This window comes from Streptomyces sp. NRRL S-340, from assembly GCF_000720185.1.
Taxonomy (GTDB): domain Bacteria; phylum Actinomycetota; class Actinomycetes; order Streptomycetales; family Streptomycetaceae; genus Streptomyces.
Genome location: NZ_JOIY01000003.1, coordinates 38,684 through 56,318 on the forward strand (window position 1 = coordinate 38,684; position 17,635 = coordinate 56,318).

General features: G+C 71.7%; 17 protein-coding genes and 3 pseudogenes. 12 read left to right on the forward strand and 8 right to left on the reverse strand.

The genetic code is table 11. The annotated features are described in order from the left end of the window. Positions 1-54 precede the first annotated feature (54 nt). Positions 55-432 (forward strand): squalene/phytoene synthase family protein, encoded by a 378-nt coding sequence (locus IG64_RS38250; RefSeq protein WP_078883739.1) that lies wholly within the window; start codon positions 55-57, stop codon positions 430-432. A gap of 351 nt (positions 433-783) precedes the next feature. Next, a complete protein-coding gene (locus IG64_RS02480; protein WP_037851406.1) occupies positions 784-1,065 on the forward strand; it encodes a hypothetical protein in 282 nt (93 codons plus the stop codon). A 324-nt stretch (positions 1,066-1,389) separates the two neighbouring features. On the opposite strand, the pseudogene IG64_RS38260 reads toward IG64_RS02480, so the two are convergent. Then, a pseudogene (locus IG64_RS38260) lies at positions 1,390-1,650 on the reverse strand (transposase); the annotation flags it as partial. Positions 1,651-1,796: 146 nt separating this feature from the next. Next, positions 1,797-2,483 (reverse strand): TetR/AcrR family transcriptional regulator, encoded by a 687-nt coding sequence (locus tag IG64_RS02485; RefSeq protein WP_107474135.1) that lies wholly within the window; start codon positions 2,481-2,483, stop codon positions 1,797-1,799. Between the two features lie 101 nt (positions 2,484-2,584). Between IG64_RS02485 and IG64_RS02490 the strand changes: the two genes are divergently transcribed. From IG64_RS02490 to IG64_RS02505, 4 genes and pseudogenes are all read left to right on the forward strand, one after another. Further along, on the forward strand, positions 2,585-3,595 hold the full coding sequence (locus IG64_RS02490) for a hypothetical protein (protein ID WP_037851407.1): 1,011 nt from the start codon (positions 2,585-2,587) through the stop codon (positions 3,593-3,595). 274 nt (positions 3,596-3,869) lie between these two features. Further along, a pseudogene (locus IG64_RS38265) lies at positions 3,870-4,160 on the forward strand (MarR family transcriptional regulator); the annotation flags it as partial. Beyond that, positions 4,161-4,492: pseudogene (locus tag IG64_RS02500) on the forward strand (TetR/AcrR family transcriptional regulator); the annotation flags it as partial. A gap of 142 nt (positions 4,493-4,634) precedes the next feature. Next, complete coding sequence (locus IG64_RS02505) at positions 4,635-5,660, forward strand: alcohol dehydrogenase (RefSeq protein WP_037851408.1); 1,026 nt, start codon at positions 4,635-4,637, stop codon at positions 5,658-5,660. A 467-nt stretch (positions 5,661-6,127) separates the two neighbouring features. Here the strand turns inward: IG64_RS02505 and IG64_RS41000 are convergent, their stop codons facing one another. Then, the gene (locus tag IG64_RS41000) at positions 6,128-6,301 is read right to left on the reverse strand and encodes a hypothetical protein (RefSeq protein ID WP_158771456.1); all 174 of its coding nucleotides are present in this window, start codon (positions 6,299-6,301) and stop codon (positions 6,128-6,130) included. Between the two features lie 63 nt (positions 6,302-6,364). Next, entirely contained in the window at positions 6,365-7,216 is an 852-nt protein-coding gene (locus tag IG64_RS02510; RefSeq protein WP_037851409.1) for an NmrA/HSCARG family protein, read from the reverse strand. Between the two features lie 326 nt (positions 7,217-7,542). Between IG64_RS02510 and IG64_RS43030 the strand changes: the two genes are divergently transcribed. Then, a complete protein-coding gene (locus IG64_RS43030; protein ID WP_324609551.1) occupies positions 7,543-7,926 on the forward strand; it encodes a transposase family protein in 384 nt (127 codons plus the stop codon). Positions 7,927-8,588: 662 nt separating this feature from the next. On the opposite strand, the gene IG64_RS02520 is transcribed toward IG64_RS43030, so the two are convergent. Next, positions 8,589-9,188 carry a TetR/AcrR family transcriptional regulator gene (locus IG64_RS02520; protein ID WP_037851411.1) on the reverse strand — a complete coding sequence of 200 codons (600 nt, stop codon included), beginning with the start codon at positions 9,186-9,188 and terminating at the stop codon, positions 8,589-8,591. A gap of 118 nt (positions 9,189-9,306) precedes the next feature. Here IG64_RS02520 and IG64_RS02525 point away from each other — a divergent pair, with 118 nt between their 5' ends. From IG64_RS02525 to IG64_RS02545, 5 genes are all read left to right on the forward strand, one after another. Then, positions 9,307-10,053 (forward strand): SDR family NAD(P)-dependent oxidoreductase, encoded by a 747-nt coding sequence (locus tag IG64_RS02525; RefSeq protein ID WP_037851412.1) that lies wholly within the window; start codon positions 9,307-9,309, stop codon positions 10,051-10,053. Positions 10,054-10,067: 14 nt separating this feature from the next. Then, positions 10,068-10,817, forward strand: coding sequence for an SDR family oxidoreductase (locus IG64_RS02530; protein WP_037851413.1), 750 nt, complete (start codon positions 10,068-10,070; stop codon positions 10,815-10,817). A gap of 175 nt (positions 10,818-10,992) precedes the next feature. Continuing rightward, on the forward strand, positions 10,993-11,571 hold the full coding sequence (locus IG64_RS02535; protein ID WP_037851414.1) for a TetR/AcrR family transcriptional regulator: 579 nt from the start codon (positions 10,993-10,995) through the stop codon (positions 11,569-11,571). A gap of 243 nt (positions 11,572-11,814) precedes the next feature. Next, entirely contained in the window at positions 11,815-12,696 is an 882-nt protein-coding gene (locus IG64_RS02540) for an alpha/beta fold hydrolase (RefSeq protein ID WP_037851415.1), read from the forward strand. A gap of 354 nt (positions 12,697-13,050) precedes the next feature. Then, on the forward strand, positions 13,051-13,848 hold the full coding sequence (locus IG64_RS02545; protein WP_037851416.1) for a DUF1963 domain-containing protein: 798 nt from the start codon (positions 13,051-13,053) through the stop codon (positions 13,846-13,848). A gap of 93 nt (positions 13,849-13,941) precedes the next feature. Here the strand turns inward: IG64_RS02545 and IG64_RS02550 are convergent, their stop codons facing one another. Genes IG64_RS02550 through IG64_RS02560 form a run of 3 tightly spaced genes read right to left on the reverse strand, consistent with a single transcriptional unit; the run spans position 13,942 to position 17,557 of the window. Then, positions 13,942-15,552, reverse strand: coding sequence for an FAD-dependent oxidoreductase (locus tag IG64_RS02550; protein WP_199811489.1), 1,611 nt, complete (start codon positions 15,550-15,552; stop codon positions 13,942-13,944). After that, positions 15,549-16,277 (reverse strand): class I SAM-dependent methyltransferase, encoded by a 729-nt coding sequence (locus IG64_RS02555; RefSeq protein ID WP_037851417.1) that lies wholly within the window; start codon positions 16,275-16,277, stop codon positions 15,549-15,551. The genes IG64_RS02550 and IG64_RS02555 overlap by 4 nt, the downstream gene beginning before the upstream one ends. Next, positions 16,274-17,557 (reverse strand): lycopene cyclase family protein, encoded by a 1,284-nt coding sequence (locus tag IG64_RS02560; RefSeq protein ID WP_078883740.1) that lies wholly within the window; start codon positions 17,555-17,557, stop codon positions 16,274-16,276. The genes IG64_RS02555 and IG64_RS02560 overlap by 4 nt, the downstream gene beginning before the upstream one ends. Positions 17,558-17,635: the final 78 nt, after the last annotated feature.

Sequence of the window (17,635 nt, forward strand, 5' to 3'; positions counted from 1 at the left end):
CGGGGGTCGAAGCCGTAGCGGCGGGCGAAGGCCGGCCAGCTCGGGTCGCCGTGCTTGCCCTCGGTTCTCGACCGCGGCTGCCTCTACCTGCCCCAAGACTTCCTGAAGGCGCACGGCGTCGACCGCTCTCTTCTGGAATGGAGCCGTCGCACCGGCCACCGGGACTACCGGATCACAGCGGCCGGGAAGTCGTTCGCCGGTCTCGCGGACACCGCGTACCGGGACGCGGCCTCCAGCACAGCGGTTCTGGCCCCGCACGTGCGGCCCGCTCTCCACGCCGCGCTGGCCCACTACGCCGCCGTCCTCAAAGAGATCACCGAAAAACGGCTACGACGTCCTCCACCAGCGCGCCCGAGTGCCCCGGTACGACGTGCTGCGCTGGCCGTCACGTGCGTCGCCCGCGTCATCGCCGTCCGTGCGACAACGTCGTAGAGGCTGTGAAGCCGACCCCTCCACCTCTCCATACGCAAACGCCTGCGGGCACCGCCCGCAAGAGTGCCTGTCAGTAGTGCTGCCCCCGGTAGACGCGCGCGGCGCTGCCTGCGATGCGCAAGCCGGGGGATACGGACACAACTGGCGACAGCCGCCGGGAGAGCGAGCTGACAAAGGCCACTTCCTGACGTTGCGTTTACGGGTGGCAAAGGTAAGGTCAAGGCATGGCAATTGCTTGGCCTTCGGTCCGTGGCGGTCGGCCATGCGCAGGACGAAGTCGTCATCTCGGGTTTCCGGAACAGACGTTGCGGCCCGGGCCCACCGGAACCCAACTGAACGGCAGGGGACGTCATGAGCAACGCGACGAGTTACCGCACGCAGGCCGTGGAACTGCCCGAGAGCGGCGCGCCGTTCACGCTGAGCGCCGTGCCGATCGACCCCAAGGTGATAGCGAAGCTCGCCGAGGTCAGGGTGCCGATCCCCCAGTCGGTCCTCCTGGGGTGGGTGGACGTGCCTCCCGGCGACCCCCGCGGGGCGACCAACCACGCGGTCTATCTCACTCCCGGTGGCTATGCCTACCGGGTCACAACCTACCTCGGTGACAACCGGAGCAACGGCGCGGACTCCAACTGACCCTCAGCCCCCGCCCAGATCGACGGCTGGATCGCGATCGAGGAACGGGATGAGGCAGAGCAGCGCCGGGCATGGAGATGCGGCCTGCCCCGCCAGACCGGCTGATCCATTACGGCCTCAACCGCACCAGCGTGGATGCGATGCACACCGGCGACCCGCTGGGCGGCGACCAAGAGCGGCCGGGGCCGCCCGGCAATCCGGCAGCAGGCACTCGACGCCCTGCGGCAACGGGTGCCGTCGTACCTCCACTGCCGACCGCTCTGCATCAACGAACTCGGCTGTGCGCCACAAGACGCTGAGGAATCGGGCGGAAGGAGGAGCCCACCAGTCGATCTCACCTGCCGCATCGGCCGCTGCCTGGACCTGTTGGAACAGACGCTCCCACGTGCCGTCGGCAGACCACAGCCGGTGGCGTTCATAGACGGTCTTCCACGGCCCGAACCGTTCGGGCAGGTCACGCCACTGCACCCCTGTCCGCACCCGGTGCAAGATTCCGTCGATCACCTGCCGGTGATCCCGCCACCTGCCACGACGCCTGTTACTGACCGGCAGGAACGGCCGCAACCGTTCCCACTCTCTGTCAGATCCCCCCGTCCCATGTGCACATCAACGACCCGAGCGCGCAGTGGTCACATGATCGGCCGGACAAGTCCTAGTACTCCAGCCGTAGGTCGCGACCTGTTGCGGTGTCACCTTTGTCGACTCGGCTGACTGTCCCAGTCAGGTCGGCTTCACGGCCGGCTGCGTCGCTCGGCGGCGTCGAACGCGGGCGCGAGCGGGGCCAGTGCCGCGCGGAGCTGGTCGGGCAGTGAGCCGGTGGGCACGATGAGTCCTCCGGCGCCGAAACTCTCGGCGGCCTCGGTGTTCCCGGCCGGCCGGAGCCAGCCTTCCAGCGCGATGCGAACCGCCGCGGCCACGCTTGCCGCGAGAACGCGGGCTGTGTGCGCTCCGGTGTCACCTAGGCGTTCGGCGATCGCCGCCGTGAGCGGGGGCTCGATGTCGGCGGTGGTGTCGAGGAATGCGTCGCGCAGCGCGGTCCGGGTGGTGATCAGCAGCAGCAACTGGTGTTCGTGCTCACTGGTGTTCGTGTACTGCTCGACCACTGCTTGGGTGACGGCGTCGGCCAGGTGCACTCCAGCGGGCCGGGCCGTGACCGCCGCCGCGATGCGCGCCTCCCGGTCTGCGGTGACAGCGGAGACGATCGCCTGCTCGCGGCTGGCGAAGTAGTTGTTGTAGGTGCGAGGCGAGACCCCGGCCGCCTCGGCGATGTCCTCGACCCGTACCTGGTCCGGTCCGCGCTCCACGGCCAGGCGCAGGGCCGCCTCGCGTAGCGCCTCGCGTGTGGCCTGCTTCTTCCGCTCCCGCAGTCCTGGTGGTGGTGTCGTCACGGTGTCAGCGTTCCACACAGGGATGCGCATGCGCAAAATTGCGTGCACGAAAACTTGCGTGCACGCACTTTTCCTGTCAGCCTCGACCGACCGAGACCCACAGAAGGGGCGTCACCATGCGAGCAAGAGGAATGACCTACGACACCGGATTCGTCGTGCACGGCCAGATATCCCGCGAGCACTTCGACCCCGCGGTGGTCCGGCGTGAGCTCGCCATCATCCGCGACGACCTGCACTGCAACGCGATCCAGATCATCGGCGGTGACCCGGAACGACTGGAACTGGCCGCCGGTGCCGCCGCCGAACTCGGCCTGGAGGTCTGGTTCTCGCCCTATCCGCTGGAACTGGATCCGGAGCAGATCCTCACGCTCTTCCGTGACTGCGCAGGGCGAGCGGAACGGCTCCGGCAGCAGGGGGCCACCATCGTGTTCGTCGCAGGGGTCGAGCTGAGCGTGATGAACCGCGGGTTCCTGCCCGGAGAGAGCCCCGAGGAAAGGGTCGAGCAACTGATGGGCCGACCCGAGCGGCGGGCCGAAGCGATGCGCCGGCTCGGTGAGCGCGTCAACGCATTCCTCCGCGACGCCGCGGCCACGGTCCGCGAGCGCTTCCAGGGCAAACTCACCTACGCATCCATCCAGTTCGAGCAGGTCGACTGGACTCCCTTCGACATCGCGACGTTCGAGCTGATCCGCTCCGCCGAGATCGCCGACCGGTTCCGGGAGGCGGTGCGCATCCTGGCTCAAGGCCCGAAGCCGCTCGCCATCACCGGGTTCGGCACCGCGGCCTACCGCGGTGCCGGAGACCGCGGTGGACGGGTGCTGGAAGTGGTCGAGCACGACCCTGAAACCAAGGCCCCAGTACGACTGAACGGCGTGTACGAGCGTGACGAAACCGGGCAGGCCACGTACCTGAGCGAACTGCTGGAGATCTTCGAGACCGAGGGTGTGGACAGCGCGTTCGTGTTCCTGTTCGCCTTGCCCGGCTACCCGCACCGCCCGGACGGCGACCCCAGGGACGACTTGGACCGGGCCGGCCTGGGCATCGTCAAACTGCTCGAAGGACGCCAGGGACAGACCTACCCCGACATGGAATGGGAACCCAAGGCCGCGTTCGCGGCAGTGGCGCAGCGGTACAGGAGCTGACAGGCCCCGAGCAGACAGAAGCGGTACTCGCCGAACTCGCCGCAGACCTCGCGCCCGGTCCACCACCGCTGCGACAGGCCCTGACCACGGCGACGGCCAGGTCGGCTACCGCCCACCAGCCCCTTGTGTGACAGCACCCCGGCCTCATGTCCCGGGTCCAGGAGCGGGCATCAACCGGTGTCCTGGGGCCCGGGTGGTCGGGCGAGATGGGGGCCAGGCATCGGGGTGAGCGGGTGCTGTGGTCGGGTGTGGTGTCCCGGGGCGCGGGACCCCGGTCTGTCCCGCCTCCGTCTCCAAGGTGATCACCTTCCTCGAAGGCCTGGATCTCGTGCGCCGCGAACGCGACGAACGCCGCCGCGAGTGATACGTCGTCGACGACGGCCTCTGGTACCGATCCATGATCCGCAGCGCCCGCACCAACGACCAGTTCATCGAAACCGCACGCCAAGGCGCCGCCGTCCTCGGCCCCGGCACCCCGGCCGCCGCCCGCCCCGAAAACGCCGCCCGCTTCCTCGACTTCGTCAGCGAACACCTCGTCCACGCCGCCGAACAAGACCGCGACGTCACCGTGCTCTTCCGCGCCTACGCCCGTAACGTCACCGGCGATCCGCGCCGCACCCGCACCGTCTTCGTCGAGGTCATCGGCGTCAGTGCCCGGCTGGAGCAGCAGCACCTCGCCCGCCGCGCACGCCGGATCGACCTCATCCGCGCCGCGGCGGAGGCGGCCGCGGCCCGCGGGGAGGCGGCACCGCGCGACTACCGCCTAGCGGACACGGCGTTCATCGGCGGCGTCAAGGCCTGCTGCGCGACTGGAGCGCCGGCCGGGTCGGCGCCAGGCTGGAACAGGTCGCGGACGAGCTGGTGCGGCTGCTGGGCATGCTCCGCCCGCTGGGCCGCCCCGAGCCGGTCCGACGCGCTCTGGGAACGGCAGCGTCGTCGCAGTTCAGGGCCGCCCCGGCCTGCTCGGCGCGCGTGATCGGCCGCGAGCTGCTGTGCTGGATCGGGTGGGGGCCGTCGCATCCGTTCTCCGGAGACACAGATGAGTACCTACCGAGTCGCGCAGGTGACCGCCCCGGACGGCGGTTTCGAGCTGGTCGAGCGCGAGGTCCCGCGGCCCGGCCGGGGTCAGGTGCGGATCGCCGTCGAGGCGTGCGGGATCTGCCACAGCGACGCCCTCTTCGTGAGTGGCGGACTACCGGGAGTGTCGTTCCCGGAGGTCCCCGGACACGAGATCGCCGGGCGCCTGGAGGAGCTGGGGGAAGGCGTGGAGGACCGCGGCTGGCGGACCGGCGACCGGGTCGCCGTCGGCTGGTTCGGCGGTAGCTGCGGCCACTGCCGGCCCTGCCGCGAGGGCGACTTCGTGGTCTGCCCGAACCTGGAGGTGCCGGGCTGGGCCTACGACGGCGGCTTCGCCGAGAAGGTGATCGCGCCCGCCGACGCCCTGGCCCGCGTCCCGGACGCGCTGGCCGCGTCCGACGCCGGGCCCATGGCCTGCGCGGGCGTCACCACGTACAACGGGCTTCGGCGCAGCTCCGCCCGGCCGGGCGACCTGGTCGCGGTGCTCGGCCTCGGCGGCCTGGGGCACCTCGGCGTGCAGTACGCGGCGGCGATGGGCTTCGAGACCGTCGGGATCGCCCGCGGCGCCGAGAAGGCCGACTTCGCCAAGCGGCTGGGCGCCCACCACTACGTCGACAGCACCTCCGGCACCCCGGTCGACGAGGCGCTGCGGTCCCTCGGCGGCGCCAGGGTCGTGCTGGCCACCGCCGGCAACTCCGCGGCCATCAGCGCCACCGTGGACGGCCTGGCCCCCCGAGGTGAACTCGTGGTCATCGGCGCGGACACCGCACCGCTCGGCATCAGCCCGGCCCAGTTGCTGATGACCGGCCGCGTCGTGCGCGGCCACCCGTCGGGTACCTCGCAGGACGTCGAGGACACGATGGCCTTCAGCGCGCTACACGGCATCCGTCCCATGACCGAGACGGTCCCGCTGGACGACGTGGACGAGGCCTACCGCAAGATGCTCTCCGGCGGGGCGCGCTTCCGCATGGTCCTGACCCCCGGCTGACACGGCGCCCGGGCCCGCCCGCCCCGCCGTCCGGCAGTTCTTCGCGCGGGAGGGGCATCTGCGGGCGCCCCCCGGAACGCGGTGGAGGTGCTGCCGGACGGGACCGGGAACAAGCTGGGTGCCGTCGTGGACAACACGCACGCGCCGGATTGACAGCTGACCGATGAACAGCAGGCGGAGTGGACCGCGCTCGGGATGCGCCGGCAGATCACCCTGCACGCCGACGGGCGGCCCGGTCACCATCTGGTGGCGACCGGGCCGCCCCTCCCTTCGGTGCGGGGGCCGGTGCCCTGCGGGACTACGGGTCCGGCTGGTGCCTGACGCTCTCCTGTGCCCTGGTCACGACCTTGATGAGCACGTCATCGGCTCCCGCCGGGGTGCACGCGCGCTCCTGGAACACGGCCCGTCCCGTGGCGCTGTCTGCCCCCGCCGCCATGGTCACGCACGGCCCGGGCGTGTCCGGCGGATCAGGCGTGGCGGCCCTGGTGGACGGCCCGGCCGTCGCGGAGGACTGCGAGGCGGTCGGGGCCGGCTTCCGTCCAGGGTGCCTCGAAGGGGGCGCCGCCGTACAGGTCGGGCGGCCCGGCGAACCCACCGGCCAGGGCGTCGTCTGGGGCGGTGTGGTCGACGAGTCGTGGCACCCACGCGTGAGATCCGGGGCGTCCTCCTGCCGGGCGGCTCGCCGGACAGGAGGACGCACCGGATCAGGCCCCGGTGGCCCAGGTGCGCCTGGCCCAGTCGGCGAAGCCGGTCCAGTGGACCTCCGGGTGGGCGGCATGGAGGGCGGGGATGTCGACGCGGTAGCCGGGTCCGTTCAGGAACGTCCACATGGCGTGCATGTCCGGATTGCCGATGGCCGTCAGCGGGACGTACTCGTGGCGGACCTCCCGTCCCAGCGCCGCGCCGAGCGCCGCCGCCATCTGTGCCGGCGTGGGTGCGTCGCCGGCCAGTTCGATGCGCTGCCCGATGTACCGAGCGGGGTCGAGCAGCACTTCGGCCGCGAACGCTCCGAGGTCGGGCCGGGCGAGCTGCTGCAACGGCCGATCGGACGGCAGCGGCAGATCGAGAACACCGTCGAGGATGCGCTCCGCTCCGCCGAGCGCGTTGTCGAAGAAGTACGTCGGCCCGAGGATGGTGTACGGAACATCGCCCGCGGTCAGTTCCGCCTCGATGCGCGCCTTGCTCTCGAAGTGCGGTACGCCGCTGTCCTGGTCGGCTCCGGCGACCGAGCTGAACACGAGATGCGGGACGCGCTCGCGCGCCGCCGCGGTGAGGATGGCCCGCCCCTGTTCCACCTCCGCCTCGACACCGGCCTCGAAGGGCGTGGTGAACGCGAAGACACCGGCCGCCCCCTTCATGGCCGCGGCGAGCGATCCGGGATCGCTCAGGGAACCCGCCACCACCTCGACACCCCGTTCGGCCAGCTTCCGCGCGGCGCTGCGGCCGGGGTCGCGGACCAGTGCCCTGGTCCGGGCCCCGCGGGCGAGCAGCGCCTCGGTCACGGCACCGCCCTGCCCGCCCGTCGCGGCGAGCACCAGGATCGGCTCATGCGCCATGGTTGAACTCCCTTTCCTGCGGCTGGGCATGTGAGTGCAGTCGGCCCAGAGGGCAACCATCCGTCACGAACGATGGCGCCTGACGCAGACTCGCCCGAGACGTGCGCCGACGGACTCAACCCCGTGCACGCACAGTCATGACGCTTCTCGTGCAGGGATCGTCAGCGACCGGAGAATCACGGGCTTGTCGGCTGAGGTGACTGCAGAACTCGTAGCTGAGACAGAGGGCCTTTGTGGCACGAGCAGCACCGGGCCAGGCTTGTCTCGCGGCTTCGGAAGTGGGCCGTGGAGGGCGGGCCGTGGGGGGCGGTGCGAAGCATCGATTGATGTTCATCGTCCGGCTGCTGGCCAGGCTCGTCCATCTCCGCCACGGGGTCACTCACGACGTACTGGCCTGCTGGTTCGACGTGGACCACTCCGCCATCACCCGTGCCATCGGTGAACTGCGGCCGCTGATCGACGAGCGCGGCTGCACCGTCAGTCCCGGTGTGCGCTTGCGGACCGTCGCCGAACCCCGTCCGGACGGTGCTCACCGAGGCCGACGTGCTCGCCGCGGTCGTGGACGACATCGCGAGCCGCTTCCCCCCGATCGCCGGGAAGGCGTCATGCGCAAGGTACTGGCCGCCGCAGCCGCCCATGAACTCGCCGTCTTCGGCCACCCCATGCAATGGCCACGCCCGAATGGAAAGACAACTATCCGACCGACCTGATCGGCAACCCGGTGGAGACCACGACCGCCGTGGCATCGCTGCTCCTGAGCGGCGTCATGGAAGAACTGCCGCACCTGCGCATCTGCTTGGTCCACGGCGGAGGCTGCGCCCCCTCACTGTTCGGACGCTGCGAACACCGATGGCGTTCACGGCGGATGCCCCCCAAGGCAGCACACGCCCATCCTCGGAGGCCAGTCCCCGTCCTGACGGGCTCGACGTAACCGGCGGCCTGGGGTGCCGTGCCGGTGTGCTGTCCGTGCGGGTCCGGCACCAAGCCGGGAGATCTGCCGCGGGTGCCGGCCAGCCGGTCGGGGCGAGACGTACACGACGTTCCTGCCGCCCGGTGAGATCCTCGACGAGATCCGCGCGGAGGTACTGGCCACCGTCGAGAAGTCGCTGCGGCCGCAGTTCGCCCGCCTGACGGCGGTCTCCCACATCTTCATGCAGCCTGTCTTCGACCTGTCCCCGTACCGGATGGTCGCCGGGCCACACCGCGCTGACCGGCGATGCCGCCGGAACGGTTCGCCCCCACACGGCGTCCGGTCCTCCAAGGCGTCCGGCGACGCCGCCGGCCTCGCGGCGGAACCGCGCGGCTGGACACCGGACCAGGAACCGCCCGATGAGGCCGGCGTCCACGGCGGGCCGGCCGATAGGGGGGTCGGTCATGCCCGCAGTCCGTCCAGCGCCGTGTCGATCGCCGCCAGGGCCGTCGTCCTGTCGAGCCCCGCCCTCGACACGAGCGAGAGGCCCTGGACGATGTACAGGAGGAGTTGCGCCTGGGACTCGGGAGAGCAGGTGTCCGTGACCTCTCCGGCGGCCTGTGCGCGGCGGAGCGCGTCGGCGACGATGCCGGTGAACCGGCGGTAGGAGCGGGTGACGATCTCCGTGGCTTCGCTGTCCTGGGGGACGAGTTCGGCGGTCGTGTTGCCGATCAGGCAGCCCTGTGGCACGCCCAGGTCGGAGATCAGTTCGTCCAGCCTGACGGGGTGGGTCAGGATCTCGCGCAGGGCGGGCAGGAGAGGGCTGGTGTCGAGCGCGGCGATCAGATGCCGCTCGTACACCTCCCAGTAGAGCCTGACGGCTTCGAGGTAGAAGCGGCGCTTGTCGCCGAATGCGCCGTAGAGGCTGCCCCGCTCGACCGCCAGCGCGTCGACCAGGTCCTGGATCGACGTCGCCCCGTATCCCCGGGACCAGAAGAGTTCGAGTGCGCGCTCCAGCGTCCGTTCCTTGTCGAACTCGCGGGGGCGTCCGGTTCTTGCCACGCGGCAGATACTACGACTTCTTGACTCGGCGTTCAAGAAGTCGTAGCTTCCGTTGCGACACTTCTTGAACGGCTGCACAGAAGTCGGTCGCTCACCGGCCGGCATGAAGGGCGAAGCAATGGAATTCGCAGGCAAGACGGCTCTCGTCACCGGATCCGGTGCGATCGGCGGACTCGGGCACGTCACGGCCGAGGTACTGGCCGCGGGCGGCGCCGGTGTGATCCTGACCGGCACCGATCCGCAGCGCGGCGCCCAGGTCGTAAAAGACCTCCGCGCAGGCGGCGGCTCCGCCGGGGCGGTGCGTTTCATCGCCGCCGATCTGTCCGACCCGGCGGGCGTGCGGCAGCTGGCCGAGGACGCCGGCCCCGTCGACATCCTGATCAACAACGCGAGCGTGCTGACGTTCTCCCCGTCCACCGGGCAGGACCTCGCGAGCTACGAGGCCGCCTTCGCGGTCAATGTGCGCGCACCCTTCCTGCTCACCGCCCTGCTCGCGGAGAAGATGGCCGCGCGCGGCGGCGGCAGCGTCGTCAACGTCAGCTCCACCGCGGCCGGCCTCGGCATGCCGGGCATGGCCGTCTACGGCGCCACCAAGGCGGCGCTCGAATCGCTCACCCGCACCTGGGCGGCGGAGTTCGCCGGCTCGAACGTGCGGGTCAACGCCGTCGCTCCGGGCCCGATGCGCACTTCGAAGGTGGTCGCGGCGATGGGCCCGGACATGGGTGGCATGGGCCTGACCACCGCACTCAAGCGCACCTCCGACCCGGCCGAGGTGGCCCAGGTGATCGCCTTTCTGGCCAGCGACCGGGCCAGTTACATGACCGGCGCGGTGGTGGCCGCCGACGGTGGCCGCACCGCGATCTGAAGGGAGACAGGACGATGGACCGTCTTGCGGGAAAGCACGCACTGATCACAGGGGGGACGAGCGGCATCGGCCTGGAAACCGCCCGCGAATTCCTCGCCGAGGGAGCGACCGTTGCCATCACCGGCCGCTCGCGGGAAAAGCTGGACGAGGCGGCACGGGTGCTGGGCGGCCCGCTGCTGACCATCGCCAGTGACGCCGGCGACGTACCCGGCCAGGCGGCGCTCGCGGCGCGCCTGCGGGAGGAGTGGCCGAAGCTCGACATCCTGATGAGCAACGCCGCCGACGTCACCCACCTCCCCATCGAGGCATGGACCGAGGAGGCGTTCGACAGGCTCGTCGCGACCAATCTGAAGTCGCCGTTCTTCCTGATCAGGGACCTCCTGCCGATCTTCTCGCAGCAGTCCTCGGTCATCCTCGTCGGCTCGGTCTCCGCGTACATCGGACACGACAACGCGACGGTCTACGGCGCGGCCAAGGCGGGCCTGCTCTCCTACACGCGAGGGCTGACCCATGAGCTGAAGGACCGGGGCATCCGCGTCAACGGACTGAGCCCGGGCCCGACGATCACCAATGCGTTCGCACCCCTCGGCCCCGAGCGCCAGGCCGCCCTGTACGAGGAACTCCGGCAGACCGTGCCCCTGCACCGCCTGGGAACCGCCACCGAGCTGGCGAAGGCGGCGGTCTACCTCGCCTCGGACGAATCCGCCTACACCGCGGGGACGGTGCTGCGCGTGGACGGAGGCATCGGGCAGCTCGCGTACTAGGTTCCGCCTCCGAACGGATCCGGCCCGGAGCAGGAACGACGTGAGTGTGACCGCCGCTTCGCAGAAGGCGGCGGTCCTGTCACACCCGGCGGGTACGCCTGTTCCTCTGACCGCCGCCGTGCGAGACGCAACCACGTTTCTTGAACGCTAGATCCAGATACGCTACGGTGCAGTCATGGCGAGAACCCGGGAATTCGACACCGAGGCGGCGGTCAGCCGCGCCATGAACCTGTTCTGGGTGCGCGGCTACGAGGCGACCTCGGTACGTGACCTGACCCAGGAACTGGGCATCGGACAGGGCTCCTTGTACGCCGCCTTCGGTGACAAGGAGGGCCTGTACCGGGCGGCCCTGGAGCATTACCGCACCACCCTCGCGGCGGACGCCCTGCGCAGCCTCGAGGAGGGGGCCGACACCCGGTCGGCTGTTCGCGGGATGCTGCTCGGCCGGATCCGGCTCGGCACGCAGGACGGCGGCCGGGGCTGCCTTGCCGTCAACGCCGCCTGCGAGCGTCTGCCGCAGGACCCGTCGGTCAGGCGCGTCGTGCGGGACATGCAGGACGCCAGCCGCGACGCGCTCGCCGAGGTGCTGCGGGTCGCGGTGGAGCGGGGCGAGATCACGGCGCGACAGGACCCGTACACACTGGCGGGATTCCTCGTCACGTTCCTCAACGGGCTTCTGGTCTCCTCCAAGATCACCCCGGATGTGCGCACTCTCGAACCCCTCGTGGAGGTCGCCCTGGCCGCCCTCGGCTGATTTTTTTCACGACCGCAAACTGTATCGTGCGATCCACAAAAAGCTCAGGGCCGGCGCGACCCGGAGTCCGGCGACGACGCCCCTCCCCCGGCAATCACCGGAGGAACGCCCGCCGTTCCACCGCCTGCCCGTCACAACCACGGGCCCGCCGCCGGGCCCCATCCGCCCGATGACTCCCGTCGGGCCTTTGCAGACCACTGCTCTCCCCTCCCATCGCGATCCACAACCGAAAGGCAGACGAACATGATCTTCGATCACCAGGGAACGCCCGTCCGTACGGGTCGAGCCGCCGTCAACGGCACGAGTCTGCACTACCGCACAGCCGGGTCGGGCCCCGCGGTGGTGCTCCTGCACGGTGTACCCAAGACCAGCTACCACTGGCGCCACCTCGTCCCGGCACTGACTCCCCGCTACACCGTCGTCGTGCCCGACCTCCGGGGTCTGGGCGACTCCGCCCGGCCGTCGGACGGCTACGACTGCGCGACGATGAGCGACGACATCGCCGCCCTGATGGCCCACCTCGGGCACGAGACATACGCCGTGGTCGGTGAGGACTGGGGAGCGGTGGTCGGCTACCAGCTCGCCGCCCGCCACCGCGACCACGTCACCGCCCTCGTGTTCGCCGAGGCTCTGTTCCCCGGCTTCGGTTTCGAGGACCACACGGCTCTCACCCCCGAGAACGTCTCCAGCGGCATGCACCTGTGGCACCTGGGCTTCTACTTCCAGCCCGACGTTCCCGAGATGCTGATCACCGGGCACGAGCGCGAACTCATCACCTACATGATCAAGAACGAACGCAGCCGCCCCGACACCGCCACCCCCGACGCGATCGACGAATACGTGCGCTGCTACTCCATGCCCGGCGGCATCCGCGCGATGCTCTCCATCTACCGTGCCATGCTCGTCGACGCCGAACAGAACCGGCAGGCCGCACAGAAGAAGCTGGACATCCCGGTCCTGGCGCTCGGCGGGTCCGCGTTCATCGGCGACCGCAACGAGTCCCAGATGCGGCTCATGGCCCACGACGTCACCGGGCACGTCTTCGACGCGGGCCACGACCTGGCGGAGGAAGTCCCCGATGAGATGGCCGCGGTCGTCCTTCCGTTCCTGGCCGCGCATCTGTGACCAGGCCGCCGGACCGAAGCGGCCCGCAGGCCGGGGAACCTCCTGGCAGAGCGGGCCGGCCCGAACGCGCGCCGCCGGGAGGCCCGTTGCTCAGGACGCGCCGGCGCATCGGCGGCCCGGCCTGCGTATCGGTACAGATACGCGTCCGGTATGCAGGTGGGCGGCGGCCCCCACGGCCCTTGCTCTCAGGGCCCTCTGGGGGCGTCGTCGGCCTGCCGCGCCTTCGGAGCCGGTCTCCCGGCGCACGGAACACGGGACTCAGGACCCGCGGCCAGCTCTGTCGCGCGGACCGCGGTGACCCGCTGCCGCGGTTGTGATGCCTGCGGTGTCCTAGGCCCTGGCTAGGGTGTGGCCGTGATCGATGACTGGAACACCGACAGAGTGCACCGCTTCCGCACCGAGGCAGCGTCCCGTGGGCTGCCGGCGGAGGAGGCCGAGGAGTGGATACGGGCCGCTGTGCCGGGCACGTTCTTCACACAGGGCGGTGACGGGCCGCTCGCGGCACGGACGGGTGGTGATCCGGAACTGCCGGAAGACGCCCCGGATCCGCGTCACCCCCTGATCGCCCGCGTCGACTGCGCGCTGATACCCCAGGGCGCCACCGGACTCCCCCTGCCCTCATCCGGCCACCTGCTGTTCTTCGCCGACCTGGAGCTGGGCCTGCACGGCCCGTCGAGCGACGCGGTGTGCCATGTCCCCGCCGGGACACCGGCGGCCGTCCGGCGTGTGGACACCGGGTACGGGCCGTTCGAGCCGCAGGACATGCGCACGATGTGGCACCACTTGTCCCCGCCGATGCCGGAGAGCTTCGCGGAGGCCAGGTGGGAGGCCCCCGACGACGAGGAGTACGAACTCGCCGAGGAGTTGGAGAGCGCCTGGACGCACGTGGGTGGCTCCTGGCCGATCTGGACGTTCGCACTCGGCGCCCACCCTGTCGTCCTCAACGACGACCCTCTTCTCCTCGCCCGGGACGAGGAGCCGGAGACCGGCGACGCCGCGGCGGACACCGACGACTGGGTCCTGCTGGCCACCTGGCGTGGCGGTGAGCAGGTCCGCGAGCTGGACTCGTACGTCGTCAGCTGGATGATCCGCCGCCAGGACCTGGCGTCCCTGCGCTTCGATCGCGTGTACACCCACGTCGACAGGGCATGACGCCCGGCCCTGCCCACAGCCGTCGGCCGCACACGCGGCCGAGGTGACGGCGCGGCGCGGGCCGGGGCCATGGGGCGGTGCGCTTGGTGCGCCCTACTGGCCCGCGCCGGGGACGCGGTGCGGCAGCCCTGTGCCGGGACGGTGCTTCATGGGCGTCCGTCTCCGGGTCGCCAGGGCTCTGTGCAGCGCGTTCCGTCCCCGGTCCGGCACCGTCCACAGCGTCTGGCCGCGCACTCCCCACTGCTCCAGCAGGGCGTTGGCCGCGAGGAAACCACTGGTCGCCGCCCGTTCCATGAGGGCCACGGGCAGGCCGGTGCGGACCATGTCACCGGCCACCACCAGCCGGGGGTGGGGGGTGCGGACGGTGGGGCGGTCGGCGTAGCCGCCCGGTGGGAAGAGAGGGCAGTCCTCGTGCCACTCGTGGCGGGCGTCGACGATCGCGGCCCGGCCGGTCTCCGGGTAGACGCGGTGCAGTTGGCCGAGGAGGCGTTTCTCCTCGACGTCGCGGGCGGCCGCGGGGGGTACGGCGTAGGCGTGCAGCTCGACGACGGAGCCACCGGTGCGCGCGCTCCAGCGGGCTGCTTCGTTCTCGTAGCGGTCCAGCACGCTGATGTTGTCGAGGGACCCGAAGCCGCTGGTGCCGAGGAAGCCTGGCCGGTCGGCGGCGACCGGCCGGTCCAGCCACAGCCGGCTCACCAGGAAGGGCGGGGCGGTGCGCAGCCGTGCGATCCGCTCGCGCCAGGGCGCGTCGCCCAACTGCGGGCACCGCGCGACCAGTGAGCGCAGCCCCGCGCCGTCCAGGGCCAGGACGACTCCGTCGTGGCGGCGCTCGTCACAGGCGGTGGCGACCACGAAGTGACCCTGCTCGGTGGGCGCGATGTACTCGACGGCCGTGCCGGTGCGCACATCGGCGTGGTGGCGGGCCAGGTAGCCGGCGAGCGGGTCCCACAGGGCGGCCGGGAAGGGCGCCCGGGGCACGTCGAACAGCAGCCCTTCGGCGGAGCCGAGGAAGTAGATGTGGAACATCAGTGCCATCTCGGCCGCCGACAGCTCCCGCGGGTCGGCGAAAAAGCTCCGTGAGAACACCTCGAAGGCCAGGTGGCGGGCCTTCTCGGGGAAGCACACGGCGTCGAGGAAGGCCTGGGCGCTGGTGCCGTCCAGGTCGTCGTAGACCTGGGGCACGCGCACGTCGAGCAGGGGCAGGGCCGCCCGCACGTTCACGGCGCGCAGGTCCGCGGGCCGGAACGTGGGGCTGAGCGCCACGAAGCCGAGCGCACTGAGCGGCGGGGTGCGGGGCAGGTGACGGAAGCTGTCGTGCAGGCCGTCGGCGTTGAGCAGGGGGTAGTCCGGCAGGGCGGTGAGCCGCTCCAGGCCGGGGTCGGTCCGGCGCAGCAGTCCGCGCAGGTTGTAGTACTGGCGGAAGAACGCGTGGAAGCCGCGGCTCATGGTCACCGTCGTGCCGTCGCTCAGCCCGGTCGGCCATCCGCCGACCCGCCCTCCGAGGCAGGTCCGCTTCTCGTACACGGTGACGGCCACTCCGCGCTCGGCCAGTGCGGTGGCGGCGGCCAGGCCGGCGATGCCCGCCCCCACCACCGCCACCGACGGCGGGGGTCCTACGACCCGGTCGGCGCCGGGCGGGGCGGGGAGCACGCGGGCTCGCCGGTCGCGTCCCCGGCGTGCGGTGCCCTGGCGCGGGTTCCTCATGCGTCCAGCCCCTGGTCGTACGCGCGGCGGGCGACGAAGGTGTGGGTGATGCCCGTCTGCCAGCCCGGCAGCGGCAGGACGCGGACCTGGTCGAACCCGGCCGCACCGAGGCGCCGCGAGAAGCGCCCGGCGGTGTCGAAGTCCAGCACGCTGCGCCACAGGTGCCGGTACAGCCGCCCGTCCCCCAGCAGGGCCGCGACGGGCTGTACGAGCCCGCGGCACACCAGCGTCCACACCGCGCGGTCGGCGCGCCGGCCGCGGAGCGTGTACTCGTGGACGCCGAGCCGGCCGCCCGGCCGCAGCAGGGACCTGACGGTGGCGAGGACGGCGTCGGGGTCGGTGACGTTGCGGAGGAGGTAGGCCGCGAACACCGCGTCGAAGGGTCCGGACACCCCTGCCTCGCGCAACCGCTCGGCGGGAGCGTGCACGAAGGTCACCCCGTCCGCCCACGGTTTGGCCGCCGCCCGCCGGAGCATGCCGGCGGAGGCGTCCACCGCCGTGATGCCGGCGGCGGGCAGGACGGACCGCAGCGCGGCGGTGGAGGCGCCGGTGCCGCAGCCGAGGTCGAGCAGCCGCAGTCCCCGTCCCGGTCCGGGCAGGCGGAGCCGGCGCACCGAGCGGCGCAGGTGGGCGTGGTAGCCGGGATTGGCGGCCACCAACGTGTCGTAGCTGCGCGAGGCGTGGTCGAAGGCGGCGGCGAGATGTGCGTCGCGCAGCAGTGTCATGCGGTCTCCGTCGGGGGCGGGAGCGGGGCGGACGGGTCCGGGGCGGCAGGCGGCGGGGTGGCACGGGGCGTCGGCGGTCGCGGCGGCGCGGGCAGGTCGAAGGGGCGGCGGGGCAGGCGGGGCAGCTCCACCGCCGAGCGGAGCATGGGCCCGACGGGCGTGCGCAGGCCGATGGACAGGTCCTCGAGCAGGCTGGTGGCCCCGTCGAGGAAGCGCAGCAGCCGCGGCACGGGCACGCGGCCGAACAGGTGGGTGAACAATGCCGGACCGTCGACCAGGCCGCTGTCCAGGGCGCGCAGCAGGACGGCGTCCATCGCCCGGGAGCGCCGCGAGTGGGCGGCCGGCGGTACCGGACGGCGCCCCCGGCGCAGGGCGTCGGCGACGGCCCGGGTCTGGCGTTGCAGCCCGGCGAAGGTGTAGCCGGTGGCGGGACGGGTCGCTCCGCCGGCGGCCCCGATGCGGAACACCGAGGCTCCGGTCTGCCGCGGGACCGGTGCGTCGGTCATCGGGATGACGCCCGTCTCGGTGGCCAGCACCTCCCGTGCGCCCAGTCCCAGCACCTCGTCGGCGTAGTGCCGTACGGCGCTCTCGTAGCAGTCCGGTGTGAGGACGTCGCGGGAGAACTCGGTGTACTCCACGAGGGCCTCGCACGGCCCGGTGGGCAGGACGTAGCCGAAGGACAGGCCGTGGCCGGGCTGCGGGGTGCGGAAGTCCATCAGCTCCACGGTGGCCGGGTCGAAGGCGGGCCGGGCGGTGCGCACGAACCAGCCGTGGAAGTGCTGGAGCAGGGTGGTGCGGCCGGCCGGCAGGCTGCCCGGGGGGCGGGAGTCGAACACCCAGCGGGCGCTGAGCACCCGTGCCCGGCCGTCGGTGTCCCTCAGATGGACGTGTGCGCCGCCGGGCACGTCCTCCACCGCCTCGACGGTCGCTTCGAGGCGCCGCACACCGGGGCTGCGGGCCAGGTCCCGCAGGACCAGACGCTCGAAGTCCTCGGAGCGGATCATGCGGTACCGCAGGGGGCCGGCGTCCCCGCCGACCGGGGCGCCGGTGGGCGGGCGCACCCTCAGCCGCCGCCATTCGGCCCGCACCGCCGCGTCGAACCGGCCGGGTCCCTGCGCCCAGTAGCACCAGGTCCGCGGTGGCGGGCGCAGCGGGCCGGGCGGGGCTTCCACCAGCACCACGGACGGTGTGCGCAGGCCGGGAACGCACCCGGCGAGCCGGTGGGCCAGCGACAGTCCGGCGGCGCCCGCACCCACGATGGCGACCTCCGTCTCCGGCACGGTGTCCTCCCTTCCCCGGTGTGTTCCCGGCCCTCGATCCGGTCCGGATGCGACGCGCCGCGGCCGGTTCCCGCAGTG